At 72.2% G+C, this 16,997-nt stretch carries 16 protein-coding genes; 10 read left to right on the top strand and 6 right to left on the bottom strand.

Going from position 1 to position 16,997, the window contains the following annotated elements; all coding sequences use genetic code 11:
* Positions 1-19: 19 nt before the first annotated feature.
* Together MFF56_RS15350 and msrA are read right to left on the bottom strand one after the other, a co-directional pair.
* A complete protein-coding gene (locus tag MFF56_RS15350) occupies positions 20-523 on the bottom strand; it encodes a TIGR00645 family protein (RefSeq protein ID WP_066927142.1) in 504 nt (167 codons plus the stop codon).
* Positions 524-619: 96 nt separating this feature from the next.
* Complete coding sequence (msrA, locus tag MFF56_RS15355) at positions 620-1,276, bottom strand: peptide-methionine (S)-S-oxide reductase MsrA (RefSeq protein WP_066927140.1); 657 nt, start codon at positions 1,274-1,276, stop codon at positions 620-622.
* A 133-nt stretch (positions 1,277-1,409) separates the two neighbouring features.
* Here msrA and MFF56_RS15360 point away from each other — a divergent pair, with 133 nt between their 5' ends.
* Positions 1,410-1,898 carry a PAS domain-containing protein gene (locus tag MFF56_RS15360; RefSeq protein ID WP_066927139.1) on the top strand — a complete coding sequence of 163 codons (489 nt, stop codon included), beginning with the start codon at positions 1,410-1,412 and terminating at the stop codon, positions 1,896-1,898.
* Here the strand turns inward: MFF56_RS15360 and MFF56_RS15365 are convergent.
* Positions 1,885-2,205 (bottom strand): PetM family of cytochrome b6f complex subunit 7, encoded by a 321-nt coding sequence (locus MFF56_RS15365; protein ID WP_066927138.1) that lies wholly within the window; start codon positions 2,203-2,205, stop codon positions 1,885-1,887. The genes MFF56_RS15360 and MFF56_RS15365 overlap by 14 nt on opposite strands.
* A 175-nt stretch (positions 2,206-2,380) precedes the next feature.
* Between MFF56_RS15365 and MFF56_RS15370 the strand changes: the two genes are divergently transcribed.
* From MFF56_RS15370 to MFF56_RS15380, 3 genes are all read left to right on the top strand, one after another.
* Positions 2,381-3,067 (top strand): HAD family hydrolase, encoded by a 687-nt coding sequence (locus MFF56_RS15370; protein WP_066927137.1) that lies wholly within the window; start codon positions 2,381-2,383, stop codon positions 3,065-3,067.
* A gap of 95 nt (positions 3,068-3,162) precedes the next feature.
* A complete protein-coding gene (locus MFF56_RS15375) occupies positions 3,163-3,315 on the top strand; it encodes a hypothetical protein (protein ID WP_156454005.1) in 153 nt (50 codons plus the stop codon).
* Positions 3,316-3,621: 306 nt separating this feature from the next.
* Positions 3,622-3,879: a hypothetical protein gene (locus MFF56_RS15380; protein WP_066927136.1), complete on the top strand. Its 258-nt coding sequence runs from the start codon at positions 3,622-3,624 to the stop codon at positions 3,877-3,879.
* Positions 3,880-3,890: 11 nt separating this feature from the next.
* Here MFF56_RS15380 and MFF56_RS15385 read toward each other — a convergent pair whose 3' ends face one another.
* Positions 3,891-5,054 carry an iron-containing alcohol dehydrogenase gene (locus tag MFF56_RS15385; RefSeq protein WP_066927135.1) on the bottom strand — a complete coding sequence of 388 codons (1,164 nt, stop codon included), beginning with the start codon at positions 5,052-5,054 and terminating at the stop codon, positions 3,891-3,893.
* Between the two features lie 58 nt (positions 5,055-5,112).
* Complete coding sequence (locus MFF56_RS15390; RefSeq protein WP_238230315.1) at positions 5,113-6,027, bottom strand: LysR family transcriptional regulator; 915 nt, start codon at positions 6,025-6,027, stop codon at positions 5,113-5,115.
* A 127-nt stretch (positions 6,028-6,154) separates the two neighbouring features.
* Here MFF56_RS15390 and MFF56_RS15395 point away from each other — a divergent pair, with 127 nt between their 5' ends.
* The 6 genes from MFF56_RS15395 to MFF56_RS15420 all read left to right on the top strand — a co-directional run bounded on the left by MFF56_RS15395 (position 6,155) and on the right by MFF56_RS15420 (position 13,775).
* A complete protein-coding gene (locus MFF56_RS15395) occupies positions 6,155-7,651 on the top strand; it encodes a CoA-acylating methylmalonate-semialdehyde dehydrogenase (RefSeq protein WP_066918861.1) in 1,497 nt (498 codons plus the stop codon).
* A gap of 209 nt (positions 7,652-7,860) precedes the next feature.
* Positions 7,861-9,003, top strand: a complete 1,143-nt coding sequence (locus MFF56_RS15400) for an acyl-CoA dehydrogenase family protein (RefSeq protein WP_066918222.1) — start codon at positions 7,861-7,863, stop codon at positions 9,001-9,003.
* Positions 9,003-10,040, top strand: coding sequence for an enoyl-CoA hydratase/isomerase family protein (locus tag MFF56_RS15405; RefSeq protein WP_066918220.1), 1,038 nt, complete (start codon positions 9,003-9,005; stop codon positions 10,038-10,040). Before MFF56_RS15400 ends, MFF56_RS15405 begins: the two co-directional genes overlap by 1 nt.
* A 278-nt stretch (positions 10,041-10,318) precedes the next feature.
* Positions 10,319-11,221, top strand: coding sequence for a 3-hydroxyisobutyrate dehydrogenase (mmsB, locus tag MFF56_RS15410; RefSeq protein WP_238230317.1), 903 nt, complete (start codon positions 10,319-10,321; stop codon positions 11,219-11,221).
* Positions 11,218-11,991: an enoyl-CoA hydratase gene (locus MFF56_RS15415; RefSeq protein WP_066920805.1), complete on the top strand. Its 774-nt coding sequence runs from the start codon at positions 11,218-11,220 to the stop codon at positions 11,989-11,991. Before mmsB ends, MFF56_RS15415 begins: the two co-directional genes overlap by 4 nt.
* 65 nt (positions 11,992-12,056) lie before the next feature.
* Positions 12,057-13,775, top strand: coding sequence for an AMP-binding protein (locus tag MFF56_RS15420; protein ID WP_238230319.1), 1,719 nt, complete (start codon positions 12,057-12,059; stop codon positions 13,773-13,775).
* A 48-nt stretch (positions 13,776-13,823) separates the two neighbouring features.
* Here MFF56_RS15420 and MFF56_RS15425 read toward each other — a convergent pair whose 3' ends face one another.
* Entirely contained in the window at positions 13,824-16,916 is a 3,093-nt protein-coding gene (locus tag MFF56_RS15425) for a glycosyltransferase (RefSeq protein WP_238230322.1), read from the bottom strand.
* Positions 16,917-16,997: the final 81 nt, after the last annotated feature.

Here is a 16,997-nt window from a genome sequence, read left to right on the forward strand (position 1 = left end):
GGAGCGGGGCCGGCGAGACCTACTTGTCGTGGTGGCCGGCAGCGATCCGGTCGGTCAGCGCCATCAGGATCCCCGAGACGACGAAGACCATGTGGATTCCCACGAGCCAGTACAGCTCGCGATCCGAGTAGGCCTTCACGTCCATGAAGGATTTCAGGAGCTGGATCGCCGAGATCGCCACGATCGACGACATCAGCTTGAGCTTGAGGCCCGTGAAGTCGATCGTCCCCATCCACTCCGGCCAGTCCTTGTGGTCCGTGTGGTCGAATTTGGAGACGAAGTTCTCGTAACCGGAGAACATCACGATGATCAGCAGGGATGCGGTGAAGGAGAGATCGACCAGCGTCAGAACGCCGAGGATGGTCTGGGACTCGTTCGACTCCCACGCGTGCAGGATGAAATGGCCGAGCTCCTGCAGCAGCTTGACCAAGAGGACGACGAGCCCGATCGCCAGCGCCGCGTAGAACGGCGCCAGGAGCCAGCGGCAGGCGAACAGGGCTCGCTCGAACGCGCGTTCCAACACCTCGATCCTCTCCCGCCCGTGTGAACGGGCGGGATGTCGCACGGGGCGGCGACAGCGGCAAGACGAAGCTTGGCGGGGCGCGCCCGCGCGGCCTCCTCAGGCGGCCACGCCGGTTCCGACCGGGCAGGTCACACCGGTGCCGCCGAGGCCGCAATAGCCGCCCGGGTTCTTGGCGAGGTACTGCTGGTGATAGCCTTCCGCGAAGTAGAACGTCTCGAGGGGCACGATCTCGGTGGTGACGTCCGGGAATCCCTGCGCCTTCAGGGCGCTCGCGTAGGCGGAGCGCACGGCGCGCGCCGTCTCCTCCTGGGCCGGACCGCTGGTGTAGATGCCGGAGCGGTACTGCGTGCCGACGTCGTTGCCCTGACGCATTCCCTGCGTCGGATCGTGGCTCTCGAAAAAGGTGCGCAGCACCGATTCGAGCGGCAGCACCGCCGGGTCGAAGGCCACCAGCACCACCTCGTTGTGCCCGGTCAGGCCGGAGCAGACCTCCTCGTAGGTCGGGTTCGGCGTGAGGCCGCCCGCGTAGCCGACGGCGGTGACGAAGACGCCTTCGGGCAGCTGCCAGAAGCGGCGCTCGGCACCCCAGAAGCAGCCGAGCCCGAGCACGATCGTCTCGATGCCCTCCGGATAGGGACCCTTCAGCGGGTGGCCGTTGACGAAGTGCCGCTCGGCCGTCGGCAGCGGGGTCGCTCGGCCCGGCAGGGCCTCGGCCGCGGTCGGCATCTCGGGCCGCTTGCGGAACAGAAACATGGGGATCTCCGATGGTCTCTCGGGTTCGTTCCCTGATATGGGGAGGCGGGCCGCGCGCGTGTAGCGCGGCCGGGGGCACGGGTGCCGCGGCGGCGCGCTTGCCGCGGAAGCGGGACGGGGGACGACCACGCGCATGGAAGCCGCCGGCCCGGGACGTTTGCTCGACCGCCTGCAGGGCGAATCGCATCGCGGGGATCCCTTCGCGGCGGCGGTGCGCGCTACGCGGATGCCGATGATCGTCACGGACCCGCACCAGTTCGACAACCCGATCGTGTTCGCCAACAGCGCCTTCCTGGCGCTGACCGGCTACGAGCGCTTCGAGGTGGTGGGGCGCAACTGCCGCTTCCTGCAGGGGCCGGAGACCGACCCTGAGGCGGTGGCGCGGATCCGCGCGGCGGTGCGGGCCGAGGCGGCGATCACGATCGACCTGCTGAACTACCGCCGGGACGGCTCGACCTTCCGCAACGCCCTCTATGTCGGCCCCGTCCACGACGATTCGGGCGCGTTGCGCTACTTCTTCGCCTCGCAGCTCGACGTGAGCGAGCGCTACTGGCTCCTCGACGAGATCGCGGCCCTCAGGGACCGTCTCGCCGCGGCGGAGGCCCGCCTCACGGACGGGTGAGGAACCCGATCGGCTCGCGCGAGGGCTGTCCGAGCCAGAGGAGGGCCGCGCCCAGCACGAGGCCGATCAGCGAGGCCGGCGCCAGGGTCAGCGGCAGCACCGCGAGGTCCCAGAGCCAGGGCGCGACGTCTTGCACGGCGGCCTGAAGGCCCGCGGCCTTGTCCTTGAACAGGGTGAGGAGCACGTCCGACAGCGAGGTTACCCGCAGCCCATTGTTGGCGATGGAGCGCGCACCGTCATAGACCAGGGCCACGAAACCTCCGGCCAGGCACAGGAAGCCGAGAAGGCGGCTGAGGAAGCGGAGCATCGCGCGAGGGGTCCTGACGATCCGGGGCCTGCCCGGACTTGCCCGGACGCGGTGGCGTAGGGCCAGGCCGGGACCAGCGCAAGACGGGCGGGCTTCCGCCCCGCGTTGCGGCGCCGGGGCGCCCGTGCGAGACGGGCGCGGACTTCCCTCACAGGACAATGCGGTGAACCCTACGGTGGACGAGGTCGGCCTGCGGCCAGCCCTGGTGATCTTCGACTGCGATGGCGTGCTCGTCGACAGCGAGCCGATCAGCCTCGCCTGCCTCACGGCCGGGCTCAACCGGATCGGCGTCGACATCGACGTCGAGACCGTGCGGGCGCGCTTCGCCGGCACTGCGATGCCCTCGATCATGCAGCACGTCGCCCGCGACTACGGCATCGCGGCGCCGGAGGGGTTCGTCGAGGCGGTGAAGGCCGAGACGCTGCGCGCCTTCGACGCCGAGTTGCGCGCGATGGCGGGCGCCTCCGAGGCGATCGCGGCCCTCGACCTGCCGCGCTGCGTCGCATCGAGCAGCGATCCCGTGCGGCTCGGGCACTCGCTCGGCCTGACGGGGCTGCTGCCGCTCTTCGAGGGCCGGGTCTTCTCCTCGGTCGAGGTGGCGCGCGGCAAGCCCTTCCCGGACCTGTTCCTGCACGCCGCCGCCCGCATGGGCTTCGCGCCGGAATCCTGCCTCGTCGTCGAGGACAGCGTGCCGGGCGTCACCGCCGCGCGCGCGGCCGGGATGCGGGTCGTCGGCTTCACGGGCGGCGGGCACTGGGGCCACGACCCGCTGGGCGCCGACCTCACCGCGGCGGGCGCCGAGCGGGTGGTGTGCGACTATCCAGCCCTCGTCCGGATCATCGCGGGTGCGCAGGCGCCCTGACGAAGGTGCGGCCAGCCGCGCCGCCTACGCCCTCGTTCGACGGTCCAGCGGTATGCGCCTGAACCACGCGGCGCTCCCTCCGGAAGACCCGTCAGATGGATCCGACGATCCTCCTGAGGTCGCACGATCCGACGCGGCTGGCAGAAACCGGCACCAAGCGCGGCCTGAGCCCGTTTTCGTGCCAGGCCGAGCCCGAATTTCAAAAGATCGTTCCGTTGACGCGAAACCGCATCACCCACATCTTATGAGTGCCGGAGGATGGACTGCTTGCCTCCGGCCGCGGTGATTTGAAGAGCGTAGCTTGCGCCGCGATAACAAACGCTAAAGCACCACGCGGTCGATGGTTCTATCCAAGGCTTCGTGGTCCTTCTGTAGGAGGACATCGCGTGACCTTATCGTATGTTGGCATTCTCCACGCCCGGTCCCGTATCCACGGCCGATCTGACGGTCGCTGTCGGCGCTGAGCTTCCCGCCCGAGCGGGATCGCCTCGTCTCACGCCCCTACCACCGCAGACATGCCGGCCCTCCGCCGGCCCGCAGGAGCCATTCGCCAGATGACCCATCCGTTCGTCGCCGACCCGTTCGCGGAGGCGCGCGCCGACGTGCGCGCGCAGAGCGAGACCATTCCGACCCGCATCATCGAGGTGGGCGAGACAGCCGCCGGGATCGCCGTGCCCGAGGGGCACGGGGTGCGCTTCTTCTCCTCCGCCCGCGCCTTCGACAGCCTCGACGGCACCCTCTTCCGCAACGCCGAGCAGGCCGCGCGGGCCGCGCGGGAGCGCTCGCGCGCCCTGGGTCGCCGCAGCGCCTGAGCGCCGGACCCTCAGCCGGCCCAGACCTCGCCGTAGAGCGCCTCGATCTCCGCCGCGCTCGGCTCGACCGGGTTGTTGGCGGGCGAGCCGGAGGCGAGAGCTTGGCGGGCCATCAGCGGCGTCAGCTCTCGCCAGCGGGCGGCGTTGAGGCCGTAGGCGGCGGGGCTCGGCACCTCCAGCTCGGCGTTGAGCGCCCGCAACTCCGCGATCAGGCGCTCGACGGCGAGGCCGTCGCCCTCCCCTTCGGCCGCCACCCCCATGGCGCGGGCGCAAGCCGCGTAGCGGGCGAGCGCGGCGGGCGCCGAGAAGGCGGTGACCGCGGGCAGCAGCATGGCGTTGGAAAGTCCGTGCGCGACGTGGAAATGCGCGCCGATCGGCCGGCTCATCCCGTGGACCAGCGCGACCGAGCTGTTCGAGAAGGCGATGCCCGCCTGGGTCGCGCCGACCATCATCGCCTCGCGCGCCGCCCGGTCGCCGGGATCGGTCCAGACCCGGCGCAGGTTCGGCGCGATCGCCCGCATCGCCGAGAGCGCCATGCCGTCCGAGAACGGGTTGGCACGCTTGGAGACGTAAGCCTCGATCGCGTGTGTCAGCGCGTCGATGCCGGTGTCGGCCGTGAGCCGGCGGGGCTTCGAGAGCGTCAGCTCGTAATCGACCAGCGCCGCGACCGGCAGGTAGGCGAGCCCGATGCAGAGCATCTTCTCGTCGGTCTCGGAATCCGTCACGATGGTGAAGCGCGTCGCCTCCGACCCTGTGCCGGCGGTGGTCGGGATCGCGATGATGGGCAGGCCCGGCGCGTCCTGGAGGTGCGGCGCCTTGTAGCCCTGCATCGCACCGCCGAAGCGCGCCAGCACCGCAACGGCCTTGGCCGTGTCCATCGGGCTGCCGCCGCCGAAGCCGACGACGCAGTCGTGCTCGCCCGATCGCAGGGCGGCGAGCGCTGCCTCGACCGAGGCGACGGTCGGGTCCGGCACCGTGTCGCTGAAGACGGCGGCCTCCAGCCCCGCGCCCCGCAGACCCGCGACCAGCGCCTCCACCCGCCCGCTGCCCGCGAGGTAGGGGTCGGTGACGATGAAGGGGCGCTTCAAGCCGAGTTGACCCAGGACCTCCGGCAGCAGCGCCGAGGCCCCGGCCCCGATCCGCATCAGGCGCGGCAGAGCGATCGCGTGGGCCATGGTTCCTCCGGCATGTGCGCCGCCCGTCCGGCGGCCTCTTCCTTGATCGGCGGCGACGCTAGACTGCGCCCGCGCCGGAGAACAGCCCCTGCGCCGCCGCGACCTCGCGGGCGATGAAGGCCGCGACCGCGCGGATGTGCGGCGCCTTCCGGTTGTCCTCGTGGACGTGCATGTGGAAAGCGCGGGTGAGCGCGAGCGCGTCGGGCAACACCGGCACCAGACCCGGATAGGTCGGGACGATGAAGGCCGGCAGGATGCACAGGCCCGCGCCCGAGAGCGTCGCGTGCACCTGGGCCAGCAGATTGGTGCTGCGGATGCGCGCCACCGTATCCGGGCCCACCACGTTCAGATAGTTAAGCTCGCGCGCAAACAGCATATCCTCGATGTAGCCCACGAAGGGATGGCGCCCGAGATCGGCCACCGTGCGGATCGGCGCGGCCCCCGCGAGATAGCGCGGCGCGGCGTAGACGCCGAGGCGGTAATCGGTGAGCCGGCGCGTCACCACCCGCGCCTGCTGCGGGCTCGACAGGCTGATCACGATGTCGGCCTCCCGCTTCGACAGGCTGAAGATCCGGGCGGTGGCCAGGATCTCGATCTCCAGGTCCGGGTGCTGGCGCGTCAGCCGGTGGGTCCGGGGCGCCAGGAACACGCTGCCGAACGCGTCCGGTGCGCCGACCCGAACCGTGCCGGAGACCGTGCGCCCGGCCTTCGGCGCGGCACTCGCCGAGAGGAAGGCGCTCTCCATCGCCTCCGCGGTGGCCAGCAGCCCCTCGCCGGCCTCGGTCAGCGCGTAGCCGAGGTTGCTCCGGTGGAACAGCGAGCGGTCGAGCCCCTCCTCCAGGGCCTGGATGCGGCGGGCCACGGTGGTGTGCTCGGTTCCCGTCAGCAGCGCGGCGGCCGTCAGCGTGCCGGTGCGCGCCACCGCCAGGAAGAAGCGGAGATCGTCCCAGTTCGCCCCCGCCCGCCTGCGCACGTCAGCCCCTCCCCGGTTACACTGTGCAAGGATGCACAACGGCTGCGAGCGCGTCCAACTTTATCGCCCAAGGCGGGCTGGTAGGGTGCCGGCCAACAACGACGAGGAAACGACGGGAGGAGCGCGCATGCGCACCATCGGCCATTACATCGACGGCAAGATCGTCCAGGGCGAGAGCGGGCGCTTCGCCGACGTGTTCCATCCCTCGACCGGCGAGGTCCAGGCCAAGGTCGCGCTGGCGAGCCGGGCCGAGATGCGCCGCGCCGTCGAGAGCGCGGCGGCCGCGCAGGCCGGCTGGGCCGCCCAGAACCCGCAGAAGCGCGCCCGCGTGATGATGCGCTTCCTGGAGCTGATCCGCGGCTACAACCAGGAGCTCGCGGAACTCCTCGCCTCCGAGCACGGCAAGACGGTGCCCGACGCCAAGGGCGACATCCAGCGCGGCGTCGAGGTGGTGGAGTTCGCCTGCGGCATCCCGCACCTGCTCAAGGGCGAGTACACCGAGGCCGCCGGCACGGGCATCGACGTCTACTCCCTGCGCCAGCCCCTCGGCGTGGTCGCCGGCATCACGCCCTTCAACTTCCCGGCGATGATCCCGCTCTGGAAGTGCGCGCCGGCCATCGCCTGCGGCAACAGCTTCATCCTGAAGCCGTCCGAGCGTGATCCCAGCGTGCCGCTGCGCATCGCCGAGATCTTCTCCGAGGCCGGGCTGCCGCCGGGCGTGCTCAACGTCGTCAACGGCGACAAGGAAGCGGTCGACGCGATCCTCGACGACGAGGACATCCGGGCGGTGGGCTTCGTCGGCTCGTCCTCGATCGCCGAGTACATCTACGTGCGCGCCGCGCAGACGGGCAAGCGCGCCCAGTGCTTCGGCGGCGCCAAGAACCACATGATCATCATGCCCGACGCCAACCTCGACCAGGCGGTCGATGCGCTGATCGGCGCGGGCTACGGCTCGGCCGGCGAGCGCTGCATGGCGATCTCGGTGGCGGTGCCGGTGGGCGAGCGGACCGCCGACGCGCTGATGGAGCGCCTGATCCCCCGCGTCGAGAGCCTGAAGATCGGCCCCTCGCACGACGAGAGCGCCGATTACGGCCCGCTCGTCACCCGCGACGCGGTCGAGAAGGTGAAGGGCTACATCGAGACCGGCGTGCGCGAGGGCGCACAGCTCGCCGTCGATGGCCGCGGCTTCAAGCTGCAGGGCTACGAGAACGGGTTCTATCTCGGCGGCTCGCTGTTCGACCGCGTCACCCCGGACATGACGATCTACAAGGAAGAGATCTTCGGCCCCGTGCTCTCGGTGGTGCGGGCGCCGACCTACGAGGAGGCGCTGGCGCTGCCCTCGACGCACCAGTACGGCAACGGCGTCGCGATCTTCACCCAGGACGGCGACGCGGCGCGCGACTTCACCGCGCGGGTCAATGTCGGCATGGTCGGCGTCAACGTGCCGATCCCGGTTCCGATCGCCTACCACACCTTCGGCGGCTGGAAGCGCTCGGGCTTCGGCGACCTCAACCAGCACGGCCCCGACTCGGTCCGCTTCTACACCAAGACCAAGACGGTGACGCAGCGCTGGCCCTCCGGCATCAAGAGCGGCGCCGAGTTCTCGATCCCGACGATGCGCTGAACCACGACGCGCCCCCTCTCCCATAGGGAGAGGGTTGGGGTGAGGGGTATGACATTTCAGGACGGCGCACGCGGTCGACGCGCGTCGACGCCGAGGGCCTTCCGGCCCCCTCATACCCCTCACCCTGTCCCTCCCCCTTTGGGAGAGGGGACCCGCGCCCGATCCGCCGGGCGCGGGGCAGCTGCAGCGGCACGACGAAAGGCCACCCGATGACGTTCGGCCTCACCGAAGACCAAGTCGCGATCCGCGAGATGGCCGCCGGCTTCGCGGCCGAGCACATCGCCCCGCACGCCCTCGACTGGGACGAGCGCAAGCATTTTCCCGTCGAGACCCTGCGGGCGGCCGCCACGCTCGGCATGGCGGCGATCACCGTGCGGGAGGATGTCGGGGGCTCGGGCCTCGCCCGCGCCGACGCCGCAATCATCTTCGAGGCGCTCGGCGCGGCCTGCCCGACGGTCGCGGCCTTCCTGTCGATCCACAACCTCACGGCGGTGATCATCGACCGCTTCGGCAGCGCCGCGCAGCGGACCGCCTGGCTCCCCGGCCTCGCCACGATGGAGCGGATCGCGAGCTACTGCCTGACCGAGGCCGGCTCGGGATCGGACGCGGCGGCCTTGCGCACCCGCGCCGAGCGGGACGGCGACCACTACGTCCTCACCGGCGAGAAGCAGTTCATCTCCGGCGCCGGGGCGAGCGACCTCTATCTCGTCATGGCCCGCACCGGGGGCCCAGGCCCGAACGGCATCTCGGCGATCCTGGTCGAGCGGGACGCGCCCGGCCTCTCCTTCGGGGCGAACGAGCGCAAGATGGGCTGGAACGCCCAGCCGACCCGGGCGGTGCGCCTCGACGGCGTGCGGGTGCCGGTGGAGAACCGCGTCGGCGCCGAGGGCCAGGGCTTCAAGATCGCGCTCGCGGGCCTCGACGGCGGCCGGCTCAACATCGCCGCCTGCGCACTCGGCGGGGCGCAGGGCGCCCTCGACCGCACGCTCGCCTACATGGCGGACCGGCGCGCCTTCGGCACCCGGCTCGCCGACATGCAGGCCCTACAGTTCCGCGTCGCCGACATGGCGACCGATCTGGAGGTCTCCCGCGCCTTCCTGCGCCACGCGGCCGCCGCGCTCGACGCGGGCGCGCCGGAGGCGACCTCGCTCTGCGCCATGGCCAAGCGCCACGTCACCGACGCCGCCTTCCGGGTCGCCAACGAGGCGCTCCAACTGCACGGGGGCTACGGCTACCTCGCCGAGTACGGCATCGAGAAGATCGTCCGGGACCTGCGGGTGCACCAGATCCTGGAGGGCACGAACGAGATCATGCGGATGATCGTCGCGCGCCAGCTCACCGGGAGCCGCTGATGGGCGACGTCCTCGTCGAGACCGCCGGCCGCCTCGGACGCATCCGCCTGAACCGCCCGCGGGCGCTGAACGCCCTCACACACGCGATGGTGGGCGAGATCGACGCCGCGCTCGACCGCTTCCTTGCCGACCCCGCGGTCGCGGCGGTGCTGCTCACCGGCGAGGGCGAGCGCGGCCTCTGCGCCGGGGGCGACATCCGCTCGCTCTACGACGGGGATCTGGCCTTCGCGGAAGGCTTCTGGCGGGACGAGTACCGGCTCGATTCGCGGATAGCGGCCTACGAGAAGCCGTTCGTCGCCGTGATGGACGGCCTGACCATGGGCGGCGGCGTCGGCCTGGCGGGCCACGCGCGCCATCGCGTCGTCACCGAGCGCTCCCGCGTGGCGATGCCGGAGACCGGCATCGGCTACCTGCCGGATGTGGGCGCCACCTGGCTGCTGCCGCGCGCGCCGGGCGAGACCGGAACCTATCTGGGCCTCACCGGCGCGCCGATGGACGCGGCCGACGCGATCTTCGCGGGCTTCGCCGACGCGATGGTGCCGGTGGACGCCCTGCCCCGCCTCGTCGCGGCACTCCAGGAATTGCCGGAGGAGGCCGAGGCCGAGGACGTCGCGGTGATGATCCGGGCGCTGGCGCGAGACCCCGGACCGGGCTCGCTCGCGGAGAACCGCGCGGTGATCGACCGGTGCTTCGCCTTCGACATGGTGGACGAGATCGTCTCGGCCCTTGACGCGGACGGCTCGGACTTCGCGGCGCGAACGCTCGCCACGCTGCGCGAAAAGTCGCCCGCGAGCCTCGTCCTCACGCTCTGCCTGCTGCGCCGCGGCCGCACCGCGCCGTCCCTGGAGGATTGCCTGGAGCGCGAGTTCCACGCCTCGCTGGCCGTGCTGGCGGAGGGCGACTTTCGCGAGGGCGTGCGCGCCGCGGTGATCGACAAGGACCGGAACCCGCGCTGGAACCCGGCGACGCTCGCGGCGGTCGATCCGGCCCGGATCGCCGGCTGGCTCAGGCCCCGTGCGGCGCCGGTGTTTTCGTAGGCACGCCGCGCTCCCTCCCCCCTCTGCGGGGGAGGGTGGCCCCTGCGTCAGCAGGAATCGGTCGGGAGGTCGTCTCGCAGAGAGGGGAACCCGGCTTCAGGCAACGGCGTGGCCTTCCTGCAGGGCACCGCCTCCGCCTGAGGCGTTCACTCCCCTCTGCGGGACTTCATCCCGACCGGCTCCCTTACGGAGGCCACCCTCCCCCGCAGAGGGCGAGGGAGGGCGGCGCGGGTTTGAAAAGCGGAGATCACTCCGCCTAGGAAATGTGGGAGGAGCGCGTGGCGCAGACCATCGGGTTCATCGGGCTCGGCAACATGGGCGGGCCCATGGCGGCCAACCTCGTCAAGGCCGGCCACACGGTCCGGGGCTTCGACCTCGTCCCGGCCTCGCTCGAGGCCGCCCGCGCGGCCGGCATCGCGGTGGCGGGCTCCGCGCTCGAGGCCGCGCAGGGCGCCGACGCGGTGGTGACCATGCTGCCGGCGGGACGGCACGTGGTCGAGGTCTGGACGCAGCTGAGCGAGGCCCTCCCGGCCGGCACGCTGCTGATCGATTCGTCCACCGTCGATGTCGAGAGCGCGCGCCGCGCCCACGCGCTCGCCGAGGCGCGCGGCTGCCCCTCGGTCGATGCGCCGGTCTCCGGCGGCACGGGCGGCGCCAAGGCCGGGACGCTCACCTTCATGGCGGGCGGCGCCGACGCGGCCTTCGCGCGGGCCGAGCCGATCCTGCGCCAGATGGGCAAGGCCGTGTTCCATTGCGGCGCGGCGGGCGCGGGCCAGGCCGCCAAGATCTGCAACAACATGATCCTCGGCATCTCGATGATCGGCGTGTGCGAGGCGTTCGCGCTGGGGGAGAAGCTCGGGCTCTCGGAACAGGCCCTGTTCGACGTGGCCTCCGTCTCCTCGGGCCAGTGCTGGTCGCTCACCAGCTACTGCCCGGTGCCCGGGCCCGTGCCCGCATCGCCCGCCAACACCGACTACCGCCCCGGCTTCGCCGCCGCCCTGATGCTGAAGGACCTGCGCCTTGCCCAGGCCGCCGCCGCCACGGCCGGCGCCGCGACGCCGCTCGGCGCCGAGGCGGCACAGCTCTACGCCCTGTTCGACGCGCTCGGGCACGGGGGCGAGGACTTTTCCGGCATCATCCGTATGCTGCGCGGGACCATGGCGGGAGACGCGGGCCGATGAGCTACGAGACCATCCTCACCGAGACGCGCGGGCGCGTCCTGCTGATCACGCTGAACCGCCCGAAGGCGCTCAACGCCATCAACCGGCAGCTCACGGGCGAGGTCATCGACGCGGTGACCCGCGCCGACGTCGATCCGGAGATCGGCTGCATCGTCATCACGGGATCCGAGAAGGCCTTCGCGGCCGGCGCCGACATCAAGGAGATGCAGGCGGCGACCTACGCCGAGATGTACGCGGGCGACCGCTTCGCCGACTGGGAGCGCTTCACGGCGGCGCGCACGCCCGTCATCGCGGCGGTTTCGGGCTACGCGCTCGGCGGCGGCTGCGAGCTCGCCATGATGTGCGACTTCATCCTGGCCGCCGACACGGCGCAGTTCGGCCAGCCCGAGATCAAGCTCGGCGTGATGCCGGGCATCGGCGGCAGCCAGCGCCTCACCCGGTTCGTCGGCAAGTCGAAGGCCATGGAGATGTGCCTGACGGGCCGGATGATGGACGCGGCCGAGGCCGAGCGCGCGGGCCTCGTCTCCCGCGTGCTGCCGGCCGCGGAACTCCTGGGGGAGGCGATGCGGGTCGCCGAGATCGTCGCCTCGATGTCGCTGCCGATCGCCCAGATGACGAAGGAAGCGGTCAACCGCGCCTACGAGACCACGCTCACCGAGGGCGTGCGCTTCGAGCGCCGGGTCTTCCACGCGATGTTCGCCACGCAGGACCAGAAGGAGGGCATGGCCGCCTTCGTGGAGAAGCGGCCGGCCAGATTCACGCACGGATAGAGGGCTGATCCGCTGCCCTGAGCGGTAACGGCTCCACCACAGAACGACCTTGGGAGATTGCGCCGATGCCGAGCTTTCGCGAGGCCCGAGACCTGCTGCTCGCACACCGCACCGACTACGAGGCGGCCTATGGCGGCTTCCGCTGGCCGGACCCGGTACCCTTCAACTGGGCGCTCGACTGGTTCGACGCGGAGCTGGCCGGCGATCCGGAGAGCCGCGACCGCGCGGCCCTCAGGATCGTGGAGCCCGCCGCCGGCACGGACGTCGCGCTGACCTTCGGGGAACTCGGCCGCCGGTCGAACCAAGTCGCCAACCATCTGCGCGGACTGGGCCTCCGGCGCGGCGACCACCTGCTCCTGCTGCTCGGCAATGTGCCGGCGCTCTGGGAGACGATGCTGGCCGCGATGAAGCTCGGCGCGGTGGTCATCCCCGCCACCACGCTCCTCACCGGTGAGGAGCTCGCCGACCGGCTGGAGCGCGGGCGTCCCCGGATGATCGTGGCCGGCCCCGAGCAGATCGGGCGCTTCGCCGGGCTCGACACAGCGGGGATCCTGCGCGTCGTCGTGGGTCCGGAAGCGGATGGTTGGACCGCCTACGAGGCGGCGTCCACAGAGTCCGAAACCTTCGCGCCGGACGGTCCCACGGGCGCGGACGACCCGCTGCTCCTCTACTTCACCTCCGGCACCACCGCGAAGCCGAAGCTGGTGCGCCACAGCCACCGCTCCTACCCGGTCGGCGCCCTCTCGACCATGTACTGGCTCGGGCTGCAGCCCGGCGACGTGCACTGCAACGTCTCCTCGCCCGGATGGGCCAAGCACGCGTGGTCCTCGTTCTTCGCCCCCTGGAACGCGGGCGCGACGATCCTGGTGGTCAACCAGGCGCCGTTCAACGCGCGGGTGCTGCTCGACGCGGCCGCGAAGTACGGCGCCACCACCCTGTGCGCGCCGCCGACCGTCTGGCGCTTCGTGATCCAGGAGGATCTCTCCGCGTGGACGCTCGCGCTGCGCGAGGTCTGCGCGGCGGGCGAGCCGCTCAACCCCGAGATCATCGAGCGGGTCGGCGAGGCCTGGGGCCTCACCGTGCGCGACGGCTACGGCCAGACCGAGACCACGGCGCTCGTCGCCAACACGCCGGGCCAATCGGTCCATCCGGGCTCGATGGGCCGGCCGCTGCCGGGTTACCGGGCGCGGGTGCTCGACCTCGACGGCCAGCCCGCCAGCGAGGGCGAGGTCTGCCTCGCGCTCGAGGACGAGCGCCCGGCCGGGCTGATGCAGGGCTACGACGACGGTGCGGGCCGGCTCTCGGGGGCCGACGGCGCGCTCTACCGCACGGGCGACGTCGCCTTCCTCGACGCGGAGGGGCGGTTCACCTTCGTCGGGCGGGCGGACGACGTGTTCAAGTCCTCCGGCTACCGGATCAGCCCGTTCGAGCTGGAGAGCGTGCTGATCGAGCACCCGGCGGTGGCCGAGGCCGCGGTGGTGCCCGCGCCCGACCCGATCCGACACACGGTGCCGAAGGCCTACGTGACGCTGGTGGGCACGGCCGAGGGCGGGCGCGCGACCGCACTCGACATCTTCCGCTTCACCAACGCCCGGCTCGCGCAGTTCAAGCGCCTGCGCGGCGTCGAGTTCGTGGAGGAGTTGCCGAAGACGATCTCCGGCAAGATCCGCCGGGTGCAGCTGCGCCGCCTGGAGCACGAGGGCCGCACCGACGACCCCTTCCGCGGCGCGGCCTTCACGCAGGCGGATTTCCCGGAGCTTCGCGAGGGCAAGAAGCCGGACTAGGTTGCGGGACCTCCCTCCCCGTCATGCGGGGAGAGGGGGTGCTCGGGCTCAGAACCCGCAGGCCCGGTAATAGGCCTCGAGGTTCAGCACCGGCGGGCGCGGCGACGGCGCCAGCGGCGGCGGATCGCGCAAAGCCAGCAGCGCGTCGAGCAGCACCTTCGCGTCCCGCGTCGGCGGGATCAGGTGGCCGCCGCCCTCCGCGCGGATCCGCTCGGCCGGCGCGCCGAGGTCGAAGGCCACGGCCGGGTAGCCGGCGGCGCGGATTTCCGAGAGCACGTAGGAGTAGGTCTCGGGCCAGACGCTCGGCAGGAACACGACGTCCGGATCCGCTTCCGTGAGCAGCGCCGGCAGATCCTCCGGAGCGTAGAGGCCGGTGACCGCGGCATTGCCGAGGCGCAGGAGGCGCGGCGTGTCGATCGTGTGGCCGACCACCGTAAGGAAGAGCGGCGCCCGCTCGCGCGCCGCCTGCTCGCAGAGCCGCAGCAGGATCTCGTAGCCCTTGTGCTCGGCGATGGCGCCGACGACCGCGACGTGGAGCGGGGCGCCCGCCGCGCGGTGGCGCCGCGGCCGGTCCGGCGCCGGCCCCGGTCCGGCCTCCGGGTGCGGCACGACGGCGATGTTCGTCAGGCCGAAACGCCGGGCGTAGCGCTCGGCCGTGTCCCGCGAGGGCGCGAGGAGTGCGCGGGCGCCGCGCAGAAGCCGTTCGTTGAAGGCGAGGAAGCCCGGCATGTCGGACCGGATCAGCCCGCCCTGGTCGCCGAAATCGTAGTCGAGGTCGCCCTCGACGCAGATCTGGCAGACCTGCGGGGGCGGCTCGCCGCAGTAGAAGCGCCGCCCGTCGGTGAGGTTCACCCGCGGGCAGTACCACTGGAAATCGTGCAGCGTCACCGCGTAGGGCCGGCGCCCGTCGAGGAGCCCCGCCAGCACCCCGCCGGTGAGAAACAGGCGGGAATGGACATGGAGGGCAACCGCCGCGCCCTGCCCTTCCAGCCCGGCGAGGAACGATTCGACGCGCCCCTCCCGCAGCGTCAGGCTCACGCCGGCCCGGTCGAGGCTCAGTTCCAGGCGCCGGTCTTCCCCGTCGGTGTCGATCGGGCGGAGCACCGCGACCTCATGCTCGGGCGCGCGCGGCAGCGCGCAGAGGTCGGCGATGAAGCGCTCCGTGCCCCCGCCGAAGCCGTGGGTGAGGTGGAGCGTCAGGCGCGCGAAGCGGCCGGCGAGCAGCCGCAGCAGCACCGCCTCGCGCAACGGTTCCAGCGGGTCGGCGCGGGTGAAGGCCTCGAGCTCGGGAACGTAGTCCGGGTAGAGCGCCTCCAGCCGGGCGTGGTTGACGGCGAGAAGCGCCAGCCGCGCCGCGGGGGTGAAGGAGACCGAGCCCTCGTGCATCACGAAGGTGTCGGTCGCCGCGAGGTGGACCCAGCCGAGGTCGCTCGCGGTCAGGCACCACTCGACCTCCTCGCAGTAGCCGCGGCCCCAGTCGAGGGAGAAGGGGCCGACCTCGTCGAGCGCCGCGCGATTGAGGTGCATGCAGAACCCGACACCGGTCGGCACCTCGACGGGCTCCGCGGCGTTCCCCGCGAAGGCGGCGTCGAGGGCGGCGGCGTCGAGGCCGAGGGGGCTCGCGTTGCGCGCGGTCGTGCTCGGGAAGCTCAGGATCGTCGCGGTGTTCGACATCGGCGTCACCGAGGCGATGCCGGGCCGCACGTGGCAGTGCCGGGCGAGGCGCTCGACCGCGCCCGGCGGCAGGACCGTGTCGGCGTTCAAGAGCAGCGCGTCCTCGCCGCGGGCCAGCATGGCGAGACCCCGGTTCACGGTGGCGATGAAGCCGAGGTTCTTCGGGTTGCGCGCGATGGTCAGGCCCGGGTAGCGCCGGGACTCGAGCTCGGCGAGATAGCGCCCCACCTCCGGGTCCGGCGAGGCGTCGTCGATGACGATCGCGCGCACCCGCCGGACGCCGAGCTGCGGCAGCAGCGCGGCGAGGCAGAGCCTGAGGTCGGCGAGCCCGTCGTAGACGGGCACGATCGCGCAGACCGGCGGCGGCTGCACGGTGGGGCGCACGACCTCCCCGGGCCCGTAGGCCGCGGTCGCCGCGGCCCCGGGCTGGAAGGCGATCGCCGCGTCCGGCCTCCGGCGCTCGACATCGTGGATCCGCGCCCGGACGGCTTGGCGCCGCGCGAGGCTGAGGGCGGGCCGCTCGGAGCCGCGCCCGTCCGGACCGAGGAGCGCGGCGCGCGCCTCCGCCCGCTCTGCGGCCACCCGGCCGAGGCGGTCGCTGCCGACCCGGCCGACGACCCGGCCGCTGCCCTCGGGTCCCGCCACCAGCAGGCTGCCGGGCTCGACCGGCTCCTCGAAGGCGAAGCTCGCCCAGTCGCGCCCGAAGGCGGCCCGGAGGTCGGCGCGCGCGTGCGTGGTGGTGCTGGCGCGGGTGATCCCGTCCGTGACGATGCGCAGCGTCGTCGGCGCGTCGTCGGCGGAGCGGTCGAAATACCAGCCGGAGAGGCCGTCCGGCCCCGCCGTCTCGATGTGGAATTTCGGCCGCGCCCGCCAGGGCCCGAGATCGAGCAGGGTCTCGCCCGCGCGCACGCCGAGCCGGTGCTCGCTGCCGTCGAGCACGCGCGGCGGCAGCGGCAGGCGGAAGCCGTTCCAGCCACCCTGCCCGCCCGGCATCAGGAAGCGCCGGAAGCGGTCGAGCACGACCGGCTCCCCGGCCTCGCCGTCGATCACGAGTTGCACCCGCGGCACGTCGCAGGGGAAGAGCGGCGAGACCCAGCCCTCCAGGCCGTGATCGCGCACGCCCGCGATCCGGCCGGCGTAGAGGCCGGGCCCCAGGGTGAAGCGCTGCCGCCGCGTCCGGCCGCCGACCTCGACGCTCAGGGTGCAGGAGCCGGCCCCGTCGGCCGCGAGCGGCGCGACGAGGAGCGTCGCCCCCGGCTCGGCGAACACCTGCACGCCCTCGACCGGGCGCTCGGGCGCCTCACCCGTCCGCGCGGCGATCCGCACGGCGTCCGGCGCAACGCCCGGTTCGAGCGCCACCGCGACGCCGCCGTCGAAGGGGGTGAACCATGCGACCGGGCCGGAGGGGCGGCGCAGCCAGCGCGTGCCATCCGTGCCCAGCCGCTTCAGCTGCTTGAGAAGATCCAAGATCCGCGCGGCTCCAACCCCTCGGCGTCCCGGCCGGGCGCCGCTCCTCATAACGGTTCCGATCTGCGCGCGAAACGCCGC

Source organism: Methylobacterium hispanicum (assembly GCF_022179285.1).
Taxonomy (GTDB): Bacteria; Pseudomonadota; Alphaproteobacteria; order Rhizobiales; family Beijerinckiaceae; genus Methylobacterium; species Methylobacterium hispanicum.